Annotated in this window: 18 protein-coding genes and 1 riboswitch; of the genes, 15 read left to right on the top strand and 3 right to left on the bottom strand. The window is 34.8% G+C overall.

Features of this window, described 5'->3' with window-relative positions:
- Positions 1 to 14 precede the first annotated feature (14 nt).
- Both HCJ45_RS01610 and HCJ45_RS01605 read left to right on the top strand, forming a co-directional pair.
- A complete protein-coding gene (locus tag HCJ45_RS01610) occupies positions 15 to 1,355 on the top strand; it encodes a dihydrolipoyl dehydrogenase family protein (protein WP_187123828.1) in 1,341 nt (446 codons plus the stop codon).
- 52 nt (positions 1,356 to 1,407) lie between these two features.
- Positions 1,408 to 2,055: a hypothetical protein gene (locus tag HCJ45_RS01605; protein ID WP_185348139.1), complete on the top strand. Its 648-nt coding sequence runs from the start codon at positions 1,408 to 1,410 to the stop codon at positions 2,053 to 2,055.
- Between the two features lie 39 nt (positions 2,056 to 2,094).
- Here the strand turns inward: HCJ45_RS01605 and HCJ45_RS01600 are convergent, their stop codons facing one another.
- Positions 2,095 to 3,696: an ABC-F family ATP-binding cassette domain-containing protein gene (locus HCJ45_RS01600; RefSeq protein WP_185381152.1), complete on the bottom strand. Its 1,602-nt coding sequence runs from the start codon at positions 3,694 to 3,696 to the stop codon at positions 2,095 to 2,097.
- Positions 3,697 to 3,835: 139 nt separating this feature from the next.
- On the opposite strand from HCJ45_RS01600, the gene HCJ45_RS01595 reads away from it, so the two are divergent.
- From HCJ45_RS01595 to HCJ45_RS01560, 8 genes are all read left to right on the top strand, one after another.
- Complete coding sequence (locus tag HCJ45_RS01595; RefSeq protein WP_185381153.1) at positions 3,836 to 4,219, top strand: MmcQ/YjbR family DNA-binding protein; 384 nt, start codon at positions 3,836 to 3,838, stop codon at positions 4,217 to 4,219.
- Positions 4,220 to 4,288: 69 nt separating this feature from the next.
- A riboswitch (TPP riboswitch) is annotated at positions 4,289 to 4,399 on the top strand.
- Between the two features lie 67 nt (positions 4,400 to 4,466).
- Entirely contained in the window at positions 4,467 to 5,027 is a 561-nt protein-coding gene (gene thiT, locus HCJ45_RS01590; protein ID WP_187123827.1) for an energy-coupled thiamine transporter ThiT, read from the top strand.
- Between the two features lie 301 nt (positions 5,028 to 5,328).
- A complete protein-coding gene (locus tag HCJ45_RS01585) occupies positions 5,329 to 6,522 on the top strand; it encodes a betaine/proline/choline family ABC transporter ATP-binding protein (protein WP_187123826.1) in 1,194 nt (397 codons plus the stop codon).
- Positions 6,523 to 6,525: 3 nt separating this feature from the next.
- A complete protein-coding gene (locus HCJ45_RS01580) occupies positions 6,526 to 7,182 on the top strand; it encodes an ABC transporter permease (protein ID WP_185348121.1) in 657 nt (218 codons plus the stop codon).
- Between the two features lies 1 nt (position 7,183).
- Complete coding sequence (locus HCJ45_RS01575) at positions 7,184 to 8,110, top strand: osmoprotectant ABC transporter substrate-binding protein (RefSeq protein ID WP_185381154.1); 927 nt, start codon at positions 7,184 to 7,186, stop codon at positions 8,108 to 8,110.
- A gap of 14 nt (positions 8,111 to 8,124) precedes the next feature.
- On the top strand, positions 8,125 to 8,796 hold the full coding sequence (locus HCJ45_RS01570; RefSeq protein WP_185348117.1) for an ABC transporter permease: 672 nt from the start codon (positions 8,125 to 8,127) through the stop codon (positions 8,794 to 8,796).
- A 111-nt stretch (positions 8,797 to 8,907) separates the two neighbouring features.
- Complete coding sequence (locus HCJ45_RS01565) at positions 8,908 to 10,254, top strand: Nramp family divalent metal transporter (protein ID WP_187123825.1); 1,347 nt, start codon at positions 8,908 to 8,910, stop codon at positions 10,252 to 10,254.
- Between the two features lie 137 nt (positions 10,255 to 10,391).
- On the top strand, positions 10,392 to 11,222 hold the full coding sequence (locus HCJ45_RS01560; RefSeq protein WP_187123824.1) for a hypothetical protein: 831 nt from the start codon (positions 10,392 to 10,394) through the stop codon (positions 11,220 to 11,222).
- 46 nt (positions 11,223 to 11,268) lie between these two features.
- Here HCJ45_RS01560 and HCJ45_RS01555 read toward each other — a convergent pair whose 3' ends face one another.
- The gene (locus tag HCJ45_RS01555) at positions 11,269 to 12,783 is read right to left on the bottom strand and encodes an ABC transporter permease/substrate-binding protein (RefSeq protein ID WP_187123823.1); all 1,515 of its coding nucleotides are present in this window, start codon (positions 12,781 to 12,783) and stop codon (positions 11,269 to 11,271) included.
- Positions 12,780 to 13,766, bottom strand: a complete 987-nt coding sequence (locus tag HCJ45_RS01550; RefSeq protein WP_185381157.1) for an ABC transporter ATP-binding protein — start codon at positions 13,764 to 13,766, stop codon at positions 12,780 to 12,782. Before HCJ45_RS01550 ends, HCJ45_RS01555 begins: the two co-directional genes overlap by 4 nt.
- Positions 13,767 to 13,981: 215 nt before the next feature.
- On the opposite strand from HCJ45_RS01550, the gene murB reads away from it, so the two are divergent.
- The 5 genes from murB (at position 13,982) to HCJ45_RS01525 (ending at position 19,204) form a co-directional block, all read left to right on the top strand.
- Positions 13,982 to 14,878 carry a UDP-N-acetylmuramate dehydrogenase gene (gene murB, locus HCJ45_RS01545; RefSeq protein ID WP_187123822.1) on the top strand — a complete coding sequence of 299 codons (897 nt, stop codon included), beginning with the start codon at positions 13,982 to 13,984 and terminating at the stop codon, positions 14,876 to 14,878.
- 29 nt (positions 14,879 to 14,907) lie between these two features.
- Positions 14,908 to 15,945, top strand: a complete 1,038-nt coding sequence (locus HCJ45_RS01540; protein ID WP_187123821.1) for an AI-2E family transporter — start codon at positions 14,908 to 14,910, stop codon at positions 15,943 to 15,945.
- Positions 15,946 to 16,009: 64 nt separating this feature from the next.
- Entirely contained in the window at positions 16,010 to 17,278 is a 1,269-nt protein-coding gene (locus HCJ45_RS01535; protein WP_187123820.1) for an alkaline phosphatase family protein, read from the top strand.
- Positions 17,279 to 17,296: 18 nt separating this feature from the next.
- Positions 17,297 to 18,541 carry an MFS transporter gene (locus HCJ45_RS01530; RefSeq protein WP_187123819.1) on the top strand — a complete coding sequence of 415 codons (1,245 nt, stop codon included), beginning with the start codon at positions 17,297 to 17,299 and terminating at the stop codon, positions 18,539 to 18,541.
- 69 nt (positions 18,542 to 18,610) lie between these two features.
- Positions 18,611 to 19,204, top strand: coding sequence for a VanZ family protein (locus HCJ45_RS01525; RefSeq protein ID WP_187123818.1), 594 nt, complete (start codon positions 18,611 to 18,613; stop codon positions 19,202 to 19,204).
- Positions 19,205 to 19,224: the final 20 nt, after the last annotated feature.

Raw genomic sequence — 19,224 nt, 5'->3', positions numbered from 1 at the left:
AAGGAGTGATTCAATTGACAGAATATACATATGACGTTGTCGTAATCGGAAGCGGAGCAAGTGGAACTACGGTTGCTTTTGAAACTAGGAGTAGAGGTTTAAGTGTAGCTATTGTAGAAGAACGTAGCTGGGGAGGAACTTGTGTACTTAGAGGATGCGATCCAAAAAAAGTACTTATTGGTGCTGCAGAAGCTACCAATTTTTCAAAACGCTTACGTGGAAAAGGCATTAAACAAGCTGCAACAATAAGTTGGACTGAATTAATGGCTTTTAAAGAAACCTTTGTGGAAGATGTTCCAGAGCAGCGTTTGCGGAGTTTTCAAGATAGTGGAATCGAAACTTTCTTTGGAAAAGCAGCATTCCAATCAAATAATACATTACAAGTGGGAGAAGATATATTAAAAGCTAAAAATATTGTCCTAGCTACCGGAGCAGCACCAAATAAAATGAAAATACCTGGAAACGAATATATCCAAACAAGTGATGATTTCTTGTCTTTACAGGAACTCCCTGACAGTATCACTTTTATTGGTGGGGGCTATATTTCCTTTGAATTTGCCTCTATTGCTTTAGCTGCTGGGAAAGAGGTACATATAATTCATCACAATAGTAAACCTCTAAAAAAATTCAATCCTGATTTTGTTGCCGCGCTAGTTTCATTAATGAAAGAAGAAGGTGTTCATTTTCATTTTGATACAGATATTTCTAAAGTGGAGAAAAAAGCAGATACATTAGAAATTTCAGGTCCAAATTCCTTTTCTCTTCGAACAGATGTAATTATTGGAGCCACAGGAAGAGCGCCTAATATTGCACATTTAAACCTAGAAAATGCACAGATTGAATATACTAGAAAAGGTATTAGTGTAAATAAAAACTTGCAAACTGTAAATAATCCACATATTTATGCTTGCGGAGATGTTGCTGCATCCAATGGGGCAGCGCTTACCCCAGTTGTTAGCATGGAAGCAGCAGTTGTAGCCGAAAATATTCTTGGTAAACAAGTTGCAATAGACTATCCAGCGATACCAAGTGTTGTATTCACTAGCCCTAAACTATCAAGCATTGGTATTAGTATAGCAGAAGCACAAGAACAACCTGACAAATATGAAATAAAAAGCCATGACACAACAGAATGGTACACCTATAAACGAACTAATGAATCACTTGCACTTGCAAAAATAATAACCGATAAAAATACGCAGCAGGTAAAAGGTGCACATTTTCTAAGCGAAGAAGCAGATTATATGATTAACTATATGGCTCTCTTAATGAAAGCAAATCTTACATTAACCGATTTACAATCCGTTCTTTTTGCATATCCATCTCCAGCAAGTGATTTAACTGCTTTGAACTAAACGTCAAATATGGTATAGTGGGGGAGAAATTCGCATAAAAGGAGCAGAATAGATGGAACTTTGGATTATTGTCGGAATAGCAGCTTTCTTAATTTTTATCGCAGGAATTGTGATTTTATTCTTCCCAGCTAAACGAAAAATAGGCGCGATTATGACTAGTGCTGGAATGCTGTTATTAGTTGGTTCAATCATTGGTATTATTGTTAGTTTCTCACACTATCAGCAAGTCCAAAATGATGTATTTAATTATTCTTCTGCTGGCTCTAACCAAACTGCCACAGAAACAAAAACCTATCAAATCAATTATGAAGATACAGCAGATAATTTTAAGAAAAAAATCAGCTCTGTTACAGTTGAAAAGAAAGAAACTTACTCAACTATTGAAGGGAAATCAGTTCCAGGTAATATTACGTTAGCGCTGGAAATTACGAATAATGCTGATAAAATACTGGAAACATACCCAAATCAAGGACAACTTGAGACTAATAAGATGGAAATAAACGGAGGAGATGCGGTATTATCGGAATTTGAGAAAACTGAAGTTCAGCCAGGAGAAACTGTCAAAGGAAAAATTGTTTTCCCAGTAGAAAAATTAGATAATGTTTCTGATATTACTTGGATTTCATATAGTTTTCTTAGTTACTTTAAAGATTCTTCCACACCACTTACAACAAAAACTGACAAAATAGAATTAAAATAAAAAAAGTCCATATCCTATCAAAAGGGTATGGACACTTTTTTATTCTGTTACATTCATAACTTCTTTTAAATATTCATCATAAGAAATTTCTTTGTTATAAAATTGGTCTTTAGATAAGTTAACGATACGTGTTGCAATTGTTTGTAGTAATTGATGGTCATGAGAAGCAAAGATTATCGCACCTTTGAAAGCTTCTAAGCCATTGTTTAACGCTGTGATAGATTCTAGATCCAAGTGATTAGTAGGTTCGTCCAAAAGAAGCACATTAGATCCCGATAGCATCATTTTTGATAACATACAACGCACTTTTTCGCCTCCAGATAGGACACGAACTTTCTTCAATACCTCATCTCCGCTAAATAACATACGCCCAAGAAAACCGCGTAAGAAAGCTTCACTGTCATCTTCAGGAGAGAATTGACGCAACCATTCCACAAGACTCATATCATTTTCTTCAAAGAACTCAGAGTTGTCTTTTGGGAAATAGCTTTGACTGGTTGTAATTCCCCATTTATAGCTGCCTTCATCTGGCTCCATTTCACCAGCAAGTATTTGAAATAATACTGTTTTCGCTACTTCATCATCACCAACTAAAGCCACTTTATCATTACGATTAATAGAGAAAGAAAGATTATCTAAAATTTTCACACCATCAATCGTTTTAGAAAGATTGGTTACTGTTAGAAGGTCGTTCCCAACTTCTCGTTCTGGTTTAAACTGAATGAAAGGGTAACGACGACTGGAAGGTTGAATGTCTTCAAGTGTAATTTTTTCTAACATTTTTTTACGGCTTGTTGCTTGTTTTGATTTAGATGCATTGGCACTAAAGCGAGCAATGAAGTCTTGTAATTCTTTCATTTTTTCTTCTTTTTTCTTATTACGATCGCCCATCATTGTTTGCGCCAATTGACTTGATTCATACCAGAAATCATAGTTACCAACATAAAGCTTAATTTTGCTAAAATCAAGATCAGCAATGTGCGTACACACTTTATTTAAGAAGTGACGATCATGTGATACAACAATAACAGTATTATCAAAGTTGATTAAAAACTCTTCTAACCAGTGAATTGCTCGAATATCAAGGTGGTTAGTTGGTTCGTCCAATAGTAAAATATCAGGTTTACCAAATAATGCTTGGGCAAGAAGTACTTTTACTTTTTCTCCACCAGTTAAATCTTTCATTAATTTACCATGTAATTCTGTTGAAATACCTAAACCATTAAGTAAAACAGCTGCGTCTGATTCTGCTTCCCAACCGTCTAGCTCAGCGAATTCACCTTCTAGTTCAGCAGCACGAATTCCGTCTGCATCACTAAAATCTTCTTTCATGTAAATGGCATTTTTTTCGTCCATAATTTTATATAGACGTTCATGTCCCATAATTACAGTATTCAAAACTAATTCTTCATCATATTGGAAATGATCTTGGCGAAGAACAGCAAGACGCTCACCAGAACCAATATGCACATTTCCGCTTTGTGAATCAAGCTCACCGGAAAGAACTTTTAGGAAAGTAGATTTCCCAGCTCCGTTTGCTCCGATAAGACCATAACAGTTACCCGGTAAAAATTTAATAGAAACATCTTCAAATAGCTTTTTATCGCCATAGCGTAAGCCGACATTATTTACAGTTAACATTTTCTTCCTCCAATACTAAGTTGTTTTCTCTTAATTTCAGAAAAAACACAATTACTACTATTTTAACACGGTTAGTGATGCAAAGAAAGTATACACACATAAATAAATGTTATAATACTAGAATAAGGAGGGAAGTAGCATGAATTATCAACAAATGCTAGAAGAAAAAGTAGCTATTTGCTTAACTTTGCAAGGAGCTAAGGAAACATTTCCATTTGATAAAAAAATGCATGCGCTAACGCTTGGTGGCAAGATTTTTGCGCTTATTCATATGTATCATGGAGATTTATATGTTAGCCTAAAATGCCAACCAGAAAGAATTGACCAATTACGCGATGAGTATAACAGTATCAAACCTGGCTATCATCTAAATAAAAAACATTGGATTACATTAGTTATCAATGAACAATATGATGTAGAAGCAGAAACAGAATTTGCTTTAATCCAAAATAGTTATCAACTTATTTTTCAAAAACTTCCTAAAAAAGCACAAAATACCGTACGATTTTCTACTAATGACTAATAAAAGAAAAAATTCTTTACAAAAAACAAAGCCATGCTATAATAATGGTTGTACAATTAATTTCATAGACGTTACCACAGGGGGGGCTTCTTAGCTGAGATTGAATCCGCATGTTTTTGGATTCTGACCCTTTGAACCTGTTCGTTAATACGAGCGTAGGGATTGTGGCGATTGCATTTCTAACAATAGAAACTGCTTTCTTCTGGGGTACGTTTTTGACCAAAAAGAAGAGGGGAGTTTATTTTTTATGCAAAACAAACGATTGATTATTTTACTGGAGTGTGCGATTTTTGCTGCAATTGCAATGGTATTAAGCTTTATTCCACTAGATATTGGATCAAGCTTTTCAATTTCACTAGGAATGATACCAATGTATGTGATTGCCATTCGTCGAGGTTTTTGGGCTGCGGGATTTGCCGGATTATTATGGGGGTTACTACATTTCTTAACTGGGAAAGCATATATTTTAATGCCGTCTCAAGCATTGATTGAATATGTTATCGCCTTTAGCTTTGTTGCTTTTAGTGGCGTATTTAGTAAGCAAGTCCGGAGTAATTTAACAGCTGGAGAACTAAAAAAAGCCATACAGTGGGCATGGGGTACTATGATTATTGGTGGGGTTGCTAGATATTTCTGGCATTATGTTGCTGGTGTTTTATTTTGGGGTGCTTATGCTTTTAAAGGTTGGGGTGCTGCATTATTTTCGCTAGTAATGAACGGAGCTACTTGCCTTGCCACCGTAGCTGTTAGTGGAATAGTTATTACGATATTATTAAAAACGTCACCTAAGCTATTCTTACCAAAATAAGGAACAGGTTTGTGAGCATTTGCTTGCAGACCTTTTTTTTACGAAAAATAAGTATGTTATAATAAAAGTTATACTCTTAAGCAGTTTAATAATAATGCTCATTTTTACGATGAATAGAAGTTTAGCGCCAGCCACATACATATGTACAAAAACACCTCATAAGCGACTTCCATTTGAATGTATCACTTGTTTTTAACCTGTTTTTTTGTATTTTAAAGTTTCAATCATCCTAGTTAGGGAAAAGATTTATTGATTGCCAATTTTTTGGTAGTGGTAAAGAAAAAAATGGAGGTGTGTAAGCGTGTTAAAATTTGAACACGTAACGAAGACTTATAAAGGGGGCAAAAAAGCAGTTAATGATCTAACACTTAACATCGATAAAGGCGAATTTGTTTGTTTTATCGGTCCAAGTGGTTGTGGGAAAACAACAACAATGAAGATGATTAATAGGCTTATTGAACCTACAGAAGGAAAAATATTCATAAATGATAAAGACATTATGGCAGAAGATCCAGTTAAATTAAGGCGTTCTATCGGTTATGTTATTCAACAAATCGGTCTAATGCCACATATGACGATTCGTGAAAATATCGTCCTCGTACCAAAATTACTTAAATGGTCAGAAGAGAAAAAACAAGAACGTGCTAAAGAGCTAATTAAACTTGTGGATTTACCTGAAGAATTTTTAGATCGCTATCCATATGAACTAAGTGGCGGACAACAACAACGTATCGGAGTTCTAAGAGCACTTGCAGCGGAACAAAACTTAATTTTAATGGATGAACCATTTGGAGCACTTGATCCAATTACTCGTGATTCTTTGCAAGAAGAATTTAAAAACTTACAAAAAGAACTTGGAAAAACAATTATTTTTGTCACTCATGATATGGATGAAGCTATTAAATTAGCTGATCGTATTGTTATTATGAAAGCTGGTGAAATTGTTCAATTTGATACACCAGACGCTATTTTGCGTAATCCAGCAAATTCATTTGTAGAAGATTTTATTGGAAAAGATCGCTTAATCGAAGCAAAACCAGATGTCACGCAAGTTGCCCAAATTATGAATACAAATCCAGTTTCGATTACAGCCGATAAATCATTACAAGCAGCGATTACAATTATGAAAGAAAAACGTGTTGATACTTTACTTGTAGTAGATGAAGGAAATGTATTAAAAGGATTTATTGATGTAGAACAAATTGATTTAAATCGCCGCACAGCAACCTCAGTAATGGATATTATTGAGAAAAATGTCTTTTATGTACATGAAGATACTTTGCTACGTGATACCGTTCAGCGCATCTTAAAACGTGGTTATAAATACATTCCAGTAGTAGATAAAGAAAATCGACTAGTCGGCATTGTAACACGAGCTAGTTTAGTTGATATAGTCTATGATTCCATTTGGGGTTCATTTGACGCGGAGTCAGTAAATCAGGAGGAACAAACGGATTCCGAAACGACAGAACCAGAAATGAAGCAGGAGGGATAAGCTATGGACGCTATTGTTACTTTTTTTCAAGAAAACGGCCATAACTTGCTCGTTCAAACATGGCAACATTTATTTATCTCTCTTTCTGCGGTGATTTTAGGTATCGCTGTTGCTGTTCCGACCGGTATTCTACTAACAAGATCTCCAAAAGTAGCAAATTTTGTTATTGGTATTGTTAGTGTACTTCAAACTGTACCATCGCTTGCTATTTTAGCGTTTATTATTCCGTTTCTTGGCGTAGGGACGCTACCTGCAATTGTCGCACTGTTTATTTATGCCTTACTACCAATTTTACGTAATACCTTTATTGGTGTTCGAGGTGTAGATAAAAATTTGATTGAATCTGGGCGCGGCATGGGAATGACCAACTGGCAATTAATTATTAATGTCGAAATTCCCAACTCCATTTCCGTTATTATGGCCGGGATTCGTTTATCCGCTGTGTATGTTATTGCTTGGGCAACGCTTGCTTCTTATATTGGCGCAGGTGGATTAGGAGACTTTATTTTCAACGGATTAAATTTATATCGTCCTGATTTAATACTCGGTGGAGCTATCCCAGTTACTATTTTAGCCCTTTTAGTAGAATTCGCACTTGGAAAATTAGAGTATCGTTTAACACCTAAAGCCATCCGCGAAGCTCGGGAAGGGGGAGAATAACATGAAGAAAAAACTTATTGCTTTAGTGAGCGTTTTACTTATAACTAGTTCGCTCTTCTTATCAAGCTGTGCATTACCTGGCCTTGGCGGAGGTTCCAAAGATACCATACGAATTGGTGCAATGGCCACCACAGAATCACAAATCGTATCAAATATTTTAAAAGAATTAATTGAACATGATACTGGCTTAAAAGTAGAAATTGTAAATAACCTAGGTTCCACCATCGTTCAACATCAAGCAATGCTAAATGGTGATGTTGATATTACAGCCACAAGATACACTGGAACAGATTTAGTTGGTCCACTTGGGGAAGAAGCTATTAAAGACCCAGATAAAGCCTTAGCAGCTGTCCAAAAAGGTTTTGAAGACCGTTTTCAACAGACTTGGTTTGATTCCTATGGTTTCGCTAATACTTATGTGTTTATGGTGCGTCAAGATACAGCAAAAAAATATAATTTATCTACCGTAAGTGACATGCGAAAAGTGGAAGACCAACTAACTGCTGGCGTTGACAACTCTTGGATGGAACGTGCTGGAGATGGTTATAAAGCTTTTTCTGATGCATATGACATCGAATTCAAAAAAATCTTTCCGATGCAAATTGGCTTAATTTATACAGCGCTAAAAAATAAACAAATGGATGTAGCGCTTGGTTATTCTACAGATGGTCGGATTCCAACTTACAACCTTAAACTATTGGAAGATGATAAAAAATTCTTTCCACCTTATGATGCTTCAGCGCTTGCAACAGATGAAATTTTAGAAAAACACCCTGAATTAAAATCTACTATAAATAAATTAAAAGGCAAAATTTCTACAGAACAAATGCAAAAACTTAACTATGCAGCAGATGGAGAACTCAAAGAACCATCTATTGTAGCAAAAGAGTTCCTAGAAAAAAATAATTACTTTGAAGGTAAAAACTAAGGAGGTGCCAAAAGATGGACACATTAAGCCAATTAATTGACTATTATCAAACAAATGGAAGTTATGTCATGGAAGAGTTCTGGCGGCATTTCTTAATGAGTGCTTACGGAGTTATTTTCGCAGCAATCGTAGCGATACCACTCGGAGTATATATTGCTAGGAAAAAACGTTTAGCTGGCTGGGTTATTCAAACGGCTAATATTATCCAAACGATTCCCGCACTGGCAATGCTTGCGGTTTTAATGCTAGTCATGGGGCTAGGAACGAATACTGTTGTTTTATCCTTATTCCTATACTCTTTATTGCCAATTCTAAAAAACACCTACACAGGTATTAGAAATGTCGATGGGGCACTTCTTGAATCTGGTAAAGCAATGGGAATGACTAAATGGCAAGTTCTCCGGTTAATAGAAATGCCACTTGCATTATCTGTTATTATGGCAGGTATTCGAAACGCATTAGTCATCGCAATCGGTGTAGCTGCAATTGGAACATTCGTTGGAGCAGGCGGATTAGGTGATATTATCGTTCGGGGAACAAATGCCACGAATGGGACAGCGATTATCCTTGCTGGAGCTATCCCAACAGCATTTATGGCAATTTTAGCGGACCTCTTACTTGGTTGGCTGGAACGTAAATTAAATCCTGTGAAAAACAAACGAAAAACCCTAACAGAAGCCTTATAGTCATACTGAAAAACACAACCTATTATTTTTTAAAAGGTTGTGTTTTTTCATTTGACAAAGAATGTTTCCCGTAGTAAACTTTTTACCATAAACGAAAGAAGGTCAGGGAGCATGAAAAAAGAGAAAACAGAACGAACAAAAGAAAGCTGGAGAAAAGCACAGAATGCTCCCAGCTTGAGCGAAGTAAATAATTCCGTGAAAATACCAAAGGACGCGAAATTTTTCCGGAAATTACTAGCATTTATGGGTCCAGGAGCGCTTATTGCAGTAGGGTACGTAGATCCGGGAAACTGGGCAACATCAATTGCTGGGGGATCAGAATTTGGATATACGTTATTATCAGTTATTTTAATTTCTAATATTTTAGCTATTTTATTACAATCACTGGCATCAAAATTAGGTATTGTTACTGGGCGAGATTTAGCACAAGCCTCTAGCGACAGCTTTTCTAAACCATTTGGATTTGTTTTATGGATTTTAGCTGAACTTGCGATTATTGCGACAGATGTTGCGGAGGTAATAGGGAGTGCAATTGCTCTTAACTTATTATTTGGTATTCCATTAATTTGGGGCGTTTGTATTACAGCACTAGATATTTTTCTTGTCCTATTTTTGCAGCACAAAGGTTTTCGCTACATCGAAGTTATTGTCATTACCTTAATGGTCACCATTTTAGTTTGTTTTGGAGCGGAAATGATTATGTCCCACCCAGATGTACAAGCGATCGCCAAAGGATTTATTCCACAAACTGAAATCATAACCAATCCAGCGATACTTTATATTGCACTTGGTATTTTAGGTGCTACTGTGATGCCACATAATTTATATTTACATTCATCCATCGTGCAAACAAGACAGTATGATAGAACAAAAGAAGGGAAGAAGGAAGCGATTCGTTTTTCATTTATAGATTCTACTTTTTCTTTAACTATCGCTTTATTAATCAATGCTTCTATTTTAATTTTAGCTGCTGCTGCATTTTACACAACTGGTCAAAACAGTGTTGCAGGAATTGAAGATGCCTATAAATTATTAAATCCTACACTTGGAAGTAGTATTGCAAGTACTATTTTTGCGGTTGCTTTACTTGCTTCTGGACAAAACTCAACCTTAACTGGTACATTAGCTGGTCAAATTGTTATGGAAGGTTTTTTAAATATTCGTTTAAAACCAGTAGTAAGACGTTTATTAACACGTGTTCTCGCAATTATTCCAGCCGTTATCATCACTGCACTTTATGGAGCAAATGGTATTAACGAACTTTTAATTTTTAGTCAAGTTATTCTTTCTATGCAATTATCTTTTGCCGTAATTCCACTTGTCATGTTTACTAGTGATAAAAAGAAAATGGGCGAATTTGTTAATCCACCTTGGTTAAAAATTATTTCTTGGGCAGTAGCAATTTTTATCGCCATCTTAAATATCTACTTATTATTTTATACTTTAACGTCTTTATAACGAGGAAAGAAGACAATAATTATATTATGTAAACTATTAAAAAATAATTTCTCATTTCTTTCCCTCGAAATTTTCATCTTTATGCTATATAATTAAATTATATAATACTAATGGCGTAGTAAAGGTGTTGATTAAAGATGACGGATAAATTATTAAAACAACATAAACGACTTTTAGAACAGCAACATAAACTACCGTACACAATTAATTTGGACGGAGAAATCTTCTCAGTTGTTATTTATACAAAATTAAGTAAAGTGGCTGGTGTAACTGTTTTAAACGCAAACGAAGAACCGACAACAATAAAAGAAGCAGAAGCAGTAGTTAATCGCATCCAAAAATACAACTTTTATTTTGAATACTTAGGAAAACGCGCGCATGTTATTAAAGAACGTGATAGCGTCATTGCAGAAAAAATCGAACAAACCCAATTAATTTTAAATGATAATACCATTTTTGGAGAACCACTGCAAGCAACCGTTGACGAACTTAATTTAGCAATGGAAATATACAAACAACAACAACGAAAAATGGATATTTACCAAGAAGATATAACTTTGCTCAATGAAAAAATAAAAATGCAAGGCGAGATATTGGAGGAAGACTGGATATCTGCTGAAAATTTATCTATTTCATTTGCTAAAGCTGCATATGCTCAAACTATCTATCTAGAGGCTACTCGAAAAAACCGGAAGCAATTAGCGAAATGGTTCCATCTTCATCAAAAAGCATTGCCTCCTGAAAAACAAAAAGCCTTAAGCAAGATTATCTCTGTCTTAAGTGACACGAATGCAGGTCTTGTTTTCGACCAAATTATTTCACTTAAACCGCTCTTAGAAGAAGGTTTGATGCTTGATCATGAACAATCATTAACTCAACTTGCTGCTGAATTTAATAAAGAATTTGAAACACATTGTCGTTTCTACAAACCTAATATCAACAAAGTCAAAAATTTAATCCGACAATAAAAAAGAAGCTAAGCGAAAATTTCTCATTTCCGCTAAGCTTCTTTTTTTATTTTATTAATCCTTGTTCTTGTAAAAATTCTTTCGCAACAGTATAAGCTGATTTTCCATTTACATTGACTTCATAATTCATTTTTCTCATTTGGTCGTCTGTAATTTTACCAGCAAGTTTGTTTAATGGTTTTCTAAGCTCTGGATACTCATTAAGTGTTTCTGTTAACAACAGTGGCGCACCTTGATAAGGAGGGAAGAGCTGCTGATCATCTTCTAGTACTTTTAATTTATATTGCGCTAATTCACTATCGGTTGAGTACGCATCAATTAAATTAATATCATCTGATTTAATGGCATTATAGCGTAATTTAGGTTCCATTGTTTTCAAATTAGGAAAAGTAAGACCATATTTCTCTTGAATACCTTTATATCCGTCCGAACGATCTTTAAATTCTAATGTGAAACCAGCTTTTACTTGATCCGTTACTGGCCCTAAATCAGATATTTTTTCTAATTTATGCTCCTTAGCAAACTCAGGGGAGACAGCTAAAGCATAAGTATTATTATATTTCATTGGTTTTAGATAAGTCATATCAAAATCTTTCGCTAAGCCGTCACGTGCTTGTTCATAGACTTGCTCCGGATTATGTGTTTTAGCATCTTCTTTTAAGAAAGTTTCCAAAACTGTACCAGTGAATTCCGGATAAATATCAATGTCTCCAGATTTTAAAGCATTAAATACAAAACTAGTTTTCCCCAGATTGGGCTTAACTTTCACTTTTAAATCAGTCTCATCTTCAATCACAATTTTATACATATTAATCAAAATTTCTGGTTCAGCACCTAATTTACCAGCAATAGTAATTTCTTTTTTATCAGAAGTTAGGTAAGGGACAACAATAATTGCTGCTGTTAGTAAAATCCCAGCAGAGATTGTAATTATAGTACTTCTAAATGATGCTTTTTCGAGGAAACGTAATAAAAAGTCAAATAAAATGGCTAGTAATGCAGCTGGAATGGCACCTAGTAAGATTAAACTATTATCATTACGATCAATCCCAAGTAAGATTAAATCCCCCAAGCCACCTGCACCAATTAATGCGGCGAGAGTAGCTGTTCCAATAATAAGCACCATCGCAGTACGAATACCTGCCATAATAACTGGCATTGCTAGAGGAAGTTGTACTTTATATAATCTTTTCCATTTATTCATTCCCATAGCACGTGAAGCTTCTACAAGCGCTGGGTCAACTTCTTTAATTCCCGTATATGTATTCCTTAAAATAGGAAGTAGGGCGTAAATAACTAGCGCAATAATCGCTGGAACAATACCAATACCAACCAGCGGTATTAATAAACCTAGTAATGCCAGTGAAGGAATCGTTTGGAAAATTGCAGCTACTTGAATAATTGGTTCAGCAAGTCGCTTATGCCTAGTTAAATAAATACCAAGAGGTAAAGCAATTAACACTGCAATAAAAAGCGAAACAAACGAAATTTGGATATGTTGCACCAAAGCAGTGAAAAGTTCATCTTTACGAACAGCAAAAGTATCTAATAATGTATTCATACTAATTCACCTGAACTTTCTATGTGGCGAGCTAAAAATTGCATGACATGTTTATTTGTAATCGTGCCTACAAAATTGCCAGATGCTTCATCTAGAACAGGGATAGACTCTTCCTCTGCCACACGACGTATTAAAGTCTCAACAGGTTCTTTTAAAGAAATACTTAGCGTGCCATCACTTGTTTGATAATTGTGGTATAAATCTGCTTCCACTAAATCGTTTACTATAAAACTACCTTCTAAAACAGGCGTTTTAAACACATGTCCAGATGCTAAGAAATCTTTCACAAAATCATTTTCTGGATTTTTAAGAATTTCTTGTGGGGTTGCAACTTGGACGATTTCTCCATCTTGCATTACACAAATTCGGTCACCGAGAGCAAGTGCTTCTTGCATATCATGCGTAACAAAGACAATCGTTTTTTTGATTTTCTTTTGAAGTGCCGAAATATCTTGTTGTAGTCGTTGTCTTGAAATTGGGTCTAGCGCACTAAAAGGTTCATCCATTAAAATAATTTCCGGATCAGCTGCGAGCGCACGGACAACACCAACACGCTGTTGCTCTCCGCCTGAAAGTTCAGCAGGTTTGCGGTGTCGATAGGTCTCTGGATCAAGGCCAACGCTCTCTAACAGTTCAGTAATCCGATCATGAATTTTGTCCTTATCCCATTTTTTTAATTCTGGAACGATGGCAATATTTTCCTCAATTGTCATATGGGGAAAAAGGGCAATTTGTTGTAAGACATAACCAATATCCCAGCGAAGTTCATGAATATCATAATCACTAATTCTTTTTTCATTAATATAGATCGTTCCGGTTGTTAATGGAATCAATCGGTTAATCATTTTGAGTGTCGTTGTTTTCCCACAACCACTTGGTCCGATGAAAACGAAAAATTCACCATCTTTTATGTCAAGTGTCACATTTTTCACCGCAGTTTTATCATTATTATAATTTTTAGACACACGATCAAAACGAATCATTTTTTCATCCCTTTCTTTGTTAGTAGAATATATGTTCTACATTATAACGTTTTTACTTTTAAAGTACAAGAACATACCCTCCAATTACCCTAAATTTATTTAAATTATTCCTAATCTAATAAAAATCTCTGGAATTCTTTGTAAAAAAGTGGTTCCATGATAAAATAGAAGCAGTGATTTTTAAAACTACATCCATGAAAGGTTTGAAATAAATAATGAACAATATCCAAACAGAATTTCCGCATATAGCGATTAAATTAAATGAGCCATTATCTAAATATACGTATACGAAAACAGGTGGAAATGCCGATATATTTGTGATGCCAAAAACAATAGAAGAAACACAAGAAATTGTATCTTATTGTCACCAAAAAAAGATTCCTTTAACCATCCTTGGAAATGGCTCAAACTTAATCATAAAAGATGGTGGAATTCGTGGCGTAATCGTGCATCTTGACTTACTACAATCAATAGAAAGAAAAAATACGCAAATTATCGCGATGAGTGGAGCCAAATTAATTGATACGGCAAAGTTTGCCTTAGATGAAAGTTTAAGTGGACTGGAATTTGCTTGTGGAATTCCTGGGTCGATTGGTGGAGCATTACATATGAATGCTGGCGCGTATGGTGGTGAAATTAGCGATTGTTTAGAAGCTGCTACTGTATTAACTCCCTCTGGTAAACTAAAGAAATTGAAGCGCTCTGAATTAAAAGCTGCCTATCGTTTTAGTACAATTGCTGAAAAAAATTATATCGTTTTAGATGCTACTTTTTCCCTGCAATTAGAAGATAAAAATACTATTCAAGTTAAAATGGATGAACTTACAGCTGCAAGAGAGGCTAAACAACCGTTAGAATATCCTTCTTGTGGTAGTGTCTTTAAACGTCCGCCCGGTCATTTTGCTGGGAAATTAATTCAAGATAGTGGATTACAAGGTCATATTATAGGTGGCGCACAGGTTTCACTAAAACACGCTGGCTTTATTGTTAATATCGGTGGAGCAACTGCGACAGATTATATGAACCTAATAGCTTATGTTCAAAAAACCGTTCGCGAAAAATGGGATGTTGAACTTGAAACTGAAGTTAAAATTATTGGCGAAGATAAGTAGCCAGATCGAAAATAGGAGGTAATACATTTTTGAAAGAGCTGAGTTCTTTTTTACAAAATAAGAGTGTCAAGCGTGTTGGAGTGTTTCTTTTAATCGCCTTTGTTTTATATCTACTCCGGAGTCAAATGAACATTATTTTATTAACATTTATATTCTCTTTCTTGATTACTCGTTTAGAGAACTTTATTCTACGGAGAATCTCGATTTATCGACAGATTATTGTTTTATTACTATATGCTCTCATTGCTGTTGTTATTGTGTTTGTATTTGTTAAATATATTCCAGTTTTAGGGGATCAAGTAAATCAATTAGTCAAATTTGTTAATAGTTTCTTTACTACTGAAAGCAATAATGACTTTATTAATTACATTGTTAGTTTAGCAAATCAATTTGATATTATGAAATACACAGAGCAGGGCGTATCAATTATTTTAACGTATTTAACTAATGTTGGAACTGTCCTTATGAACGTTTTTATTGCTTTAATGTTAAGTCTATTTTTCTCGCTAGGAAAAGATCACTTAATTTCTTTCACAAATCAGTTTTCCACAAGTAAAATTGGCTTTATTTACGATGAAGTGAAGTTTTTCGGAGCAAAATTTGTTGGGACTTTTGGAAAGGTGATTGAAGCTCAATTTATTATTGCCCTAGTCAATGCAGTCTTAACAACTATTGCGCTTTGGATTCTTGGTTTCCCGCAATTAATGACGTTATCAATTATGGTCTTCTTACTTGGTCTAATTCCAGTTGCAGGGGTTATTATTTCTCTTGTGCCATTAACCATTATTGGCTACTCAATCGGTGGCGTAGAATACATTTTCTACATTTTAATCGTTGTAGTTATTATTCATGCTTTAGAATCTTATGTACTAAATCCAAAATTAATGTCAGCAAAAACTAATTTACCAGTATTTTATACATTTATAATCTTGATTTTCGGAGAGCATTTCTTTGGAATCTGGGGTTTAATCGTTGGTATACCAGTCGTTATGTTCTTCTTAGATGTTTTAGGTGTAACAGGGCAAGAAGAAATAGAACAGCCAAAAGACACCATCAGTCATACTTAATTCGTACGGGGGTTCTTCCATATTTGTTGGAAAACCCCTGTTTTTTTGAAAGGGGAGAAACATTGTGACAAAACATCTGTTTATTATTTCATTAGATGCTTTAGGCTCACTTGATTTAAAAGATACGAGTGAATTGCCTGTGTTACACGAATTAATTCAAAATGGGACACATATTGAAGAAGTAACAACCATTTATCCATCTCTTACATACCCAGCACACACATCTATTATAACGGGACACTATCCAAAAACACATGGTATCGTAAATAATACGAAAATCCAGCCAGAAAAAGACTCGCCTGATTGGTATTGGTATAAAAAAGCAATTCAAGTACCTACTTTATATGAGTTAGCGAAAGAAAAACAAATGACAACAGCGGCATTTTTATGGCCTGTAGCAGCAAAGAGTGGAATTGATTATAACATTGCTGAAATTTTCCCAAATCGCTTTTGGTTAACTCAGATGATGGTTTCTTTAAATAGTAGCTCTCCGCTTTTTTTAATTGATATGGAGCGGAAATTTGGAAATCTGAGAAATGGTATTAATCAACCTGCACTAGATGATTTTTTAACAGCTGGAGTGGTTGATACAATAAAAACCAAAAAACCTAATTTACTTTTAGCTCATTTAGTTGATATGGATAGTATGCGTCATGCACATGGGGTTCATTCTGTAGAAGCAAAAGAAGCTTTAAAACGTCACGATAACCGACTCGGACAAATTATTCAAGCCACCAAAGAAGCAGGGATTTATGAAAATACCGTTTTTGCTGTTCTTGGAGATCATTATCAGATAGATGTTACCCATGCGATTCGCTTAAACCTTCTTTTTGCGGAAAAAGGATGGAGTCAATCGGTCGATAATAAAATCACGGAATGGCAAGTCTATGCAAAAAGTTGTGATGGTTCTTGTTATATTTACACCAATAATGAAAAACTAATTCCAGAAATTATCCAGGTTCTTCAAGAAGTAAAGGGAATTGAAAACATTATTTCCCATGAAGAAATTTGTCATTTAGGGGCAGATCCAAATGCCGCACTAATGTTGGAAGGGCAAGTTGGTTACTATTTTACGGATGATTTATATGGTCCATTAATTGAAGAGGTGACGGAAGAAAAGCTTGGAAAACCTGGTTATTATAGAGCTGTTCATGGTTATTCTCCTGAAAAAACGAATTACAATACAACTATACTCTTCAGCGGTCCAGGTATGAAAGCTGGAATGAAAATAGCTAATGCAAGATTAGTTGATGAAGCACCTACATTTGCCAAAATACTTGGGTTACAATTCCCAACTACAGCAGGCAAGATACTAAGTGATATATTCGAATAAAAAAGGGGAGAAATCTAAGTGGCGTATACAAAAGAAGAAAAAAGTTGGATTTTTCAAGATTGGGCAAATTCGGCCTATTCGATTATGATTACAACGGCAATTTTGCCTATTTATTTTAAAGGAGTTGCGGCGAATGCAGGTATTGCAGACACCACATCAACAGCATATTGGGGGTATGCTAACTCCATCGGCACGTTGCTTATTTCATTACTAGCCCCGATTTTAGGTACCATTGCGGATTACCAATTTTTCAAGAAACGTTTTTTTGGTGTTTTTACAGCTATTGGGATTGCTTTTACTTTTTTATTAATTTTTATCCCGACAGATGCTTGGCTATTGTTACTAGGTTTTTATGTTTTATCACTTATTGGTTTTTCGGGGGCGAATATTTTTTATGATGCTTTTTTAATTGATGTTACAACGAATGCGCGCATGGATAAAGTATCTTCTGCAGGCTATGCATTTGGTTACCTTGGCAGCTGTATTCCTTTTATCATTTTTATTATTTTTCAAGCAACTGGTATTTTGCCAATTAGTGATGTAGCTCTTGTTAACATTGGTTTTGTCCTAACAGCGCTTTGGTGGCTATTCTTCTCCATCCCAATGTGGAAAAATGTCCAGCAAATCCACTATATTCCAGCAGTGAAAAATCCTGTTAAAACAAGTTTTAAAAGACTTTTTCACACTATTCGTCATATTCGTGAGCATCAGAATATTGTCCTCTTTTTAATTGCTTATTTCTTTTATATTGATGGGGTGGACACTATTTTTCGAATGGCAACATCTTATGGGATTGATTTAGGGATATCACAAACAACTTTAATTCTTATTTTATTAATGACGCAACTAGTAGCTTTTCCATTTACTTTGTTATATGGTTTTTTAGCGAAACGTTTTAGTGCAAAACCACTTATTTTCACAGCTATTTTTGTTTATATCATTATTTGTATTTATGCCATCTTTATGAAAACTGCATTGGACTTTTGGATTTTAGCTATGTTGGTTGGAACGTCTCAAGGAGGGATTCAAGCACTTAGCAGATCTTTTTTCGGAAAAATTATTCCTAAAAAGCGTTCTAATGAATTTTATGGTTTTTATAATATTTTCGGAAAATTTTCTGCTATAATTGGTCCTGCGTTAATGGGAGCTATTGCACAAATCACAGGGAAAACGCAGTATGGTGTAGCAAGTTTAATCGTTCTTTTTCTAGTTGGTGGAATTTTATTTCTTTTTGTCAAAGAGAAAAACTTAGAAAATCTTTAATTCCTTTTAAGAAAGTCCTTATATTCAAATGTTATTCTAAATGTAACTTTTGAAAAGGAGGAAGCCAGGATGAAAAGATACTTTATTATTCTAATTCTACCAATTATGTCTGTTTTTGCAGCAGTGGCAATGTATTTTTCCTGGTTCCAGGGATGGCTCTACTTTTACTTAAAGCATGTCATGGCCTCAGTTAGTCATATGGGCTATATTACAGTTGGCATCACAGCTTTGTTACTTTATTTTGTTACTGTTCAATTAATAAATTGGAAAATTAATAAAGCGTTACTTGTCCTTTGCTATATGATTTATTTTGGCATTCTCCTTTGTTTATTGTTTGGTAAAGCCTCGAATACGCAAGGGTTTTCTAGTGATACTTTTGGTTTTATCGATACTTTTTTATCAGGAAATTTACGTGTAATTATTATTGGGAATGTGCTAGCCTTTATTCCAATTGGCTTCTTATTAAAAAAAGTAGGATTTATCAAAGCAATACTTTACGCCATGATGATGATTTTTGCGATAGAGGGCGCTCAATATATTTTGCATGTAGGTTACTTTGATACTGGGGATGTATTTTTAAATGTTTCTGGTATTATGCTTGGATATATGCTTATTCGTTTTTTGAATATAAGAAAAAACTACAAAATAAAACCGACTAGCTAATTTAGCTTCGTCGGTTTTTC

It is taken from the genome of Listeria immobilis (assembly GCF_014322845.1).
GTDB classification, from domain to species: Bacteria; Bacillota; Bacilli; order Lactobacillales; family Listeriaceae; genus Listeria; species Listeria immobilis.
Note: the sequence above shows the minus strand (reverse complement) of the source record. Positions and strands in the feature narration are given on the sequence as shown.

Excerpts from the sequence above, each read along its gene's own strand:
- HCJ45_RS01595 (WP_185381153.1), top strand. The coding sequence starts at position 3,836 with ATGAATTATCAACAAATGCTAGAAGAAAAAGTAGCTATTTGCTTAACT.
- HCJ45_RS01575 (WP_185381154.1), top strand. The coding sequence starts at position 7,184 with ATGAAGAAAAAACTTATTGCTTTAGTGAGCGTTTTACTTATAACTAGT.
- murB (WP_187123822.1), top strand. The coding sequence starts at position 13,982 with ATGAACAATATCCAAACAGAATTTCCGCATATAGCGATTAAATTAAAT.
- HCJ45_RS01605 (WP_185348139.1), top strand. The coding sequence starts at position 1,408 with ATGGAACTTTGGATTATTGTCGGAATAGCAGCTTTCTTAATTTTTATC.
- HCJ45_RS01560 (WP_187123824.1), top strand. The coding sequence starts at position 10,392 with ATGACGGATAAATTATTAAAACAACATAAACGACTTTTAGAACAGCAA.
- HCJ45_RS01570 (WP_185348117.1), top strand. The coding sequence starts at position 8,125 with ATGGACACATTAAGCCAATTAATTGACTATTATCAAACAAATGGAAGT.
- HCJ45_RS01600 (WP_185381152.1), bottom strand. The coding sequence starts at position 3,696 with ATGTTAACTGTAAATAATGTCGGCTTACGCTATGGCGATAAAAAGCTA.
- HCJ45_RS01525 (WP_187123818.1), top strand. The coding sequence starts at position 18,611 with ATGAAAAGATACTTTATTATTCTAATTCTACCAATTATGTCTGTTTTT.
- HCJ45_RS01555 (WP_187123823.1), bottom strand. The coding sequence starts at position 12,783 with ATGAATACATTATTAGATACTTTTGCTGTTCGTAAAGATGAACTTTTC.
- HCJ45_RS01565 (WP_187123825.1), top strand. The coding sequence starts at position 8,908 with ATGAAAAAAGAGAAAACAGAACGAACAAAAGAAAGCTGGAGAAAAGCA.
- HCJ45_RS01550 (WP_185381157.1), bottom strand. The coding sequence starts at position 13,766 with ATGATTCGTTTTGATCGTGTGTCTAAAAATTATAATAATGATAAAACT.
- thiT (WP_187123827.1), top strand. The coding sequence starts at position 4,467 with ATGCAAAACAAACGATTGATTATTTTACTGGAGTGTGCGATTTTTGCT.
- HCJ45_RS01580 (WP_185348121.1), top strand. The coding sequence starts at position 6,526 with ATGGACGCTATTGTTACTTTTTTTCAAGAAAACGGCCATAACTTGCTC.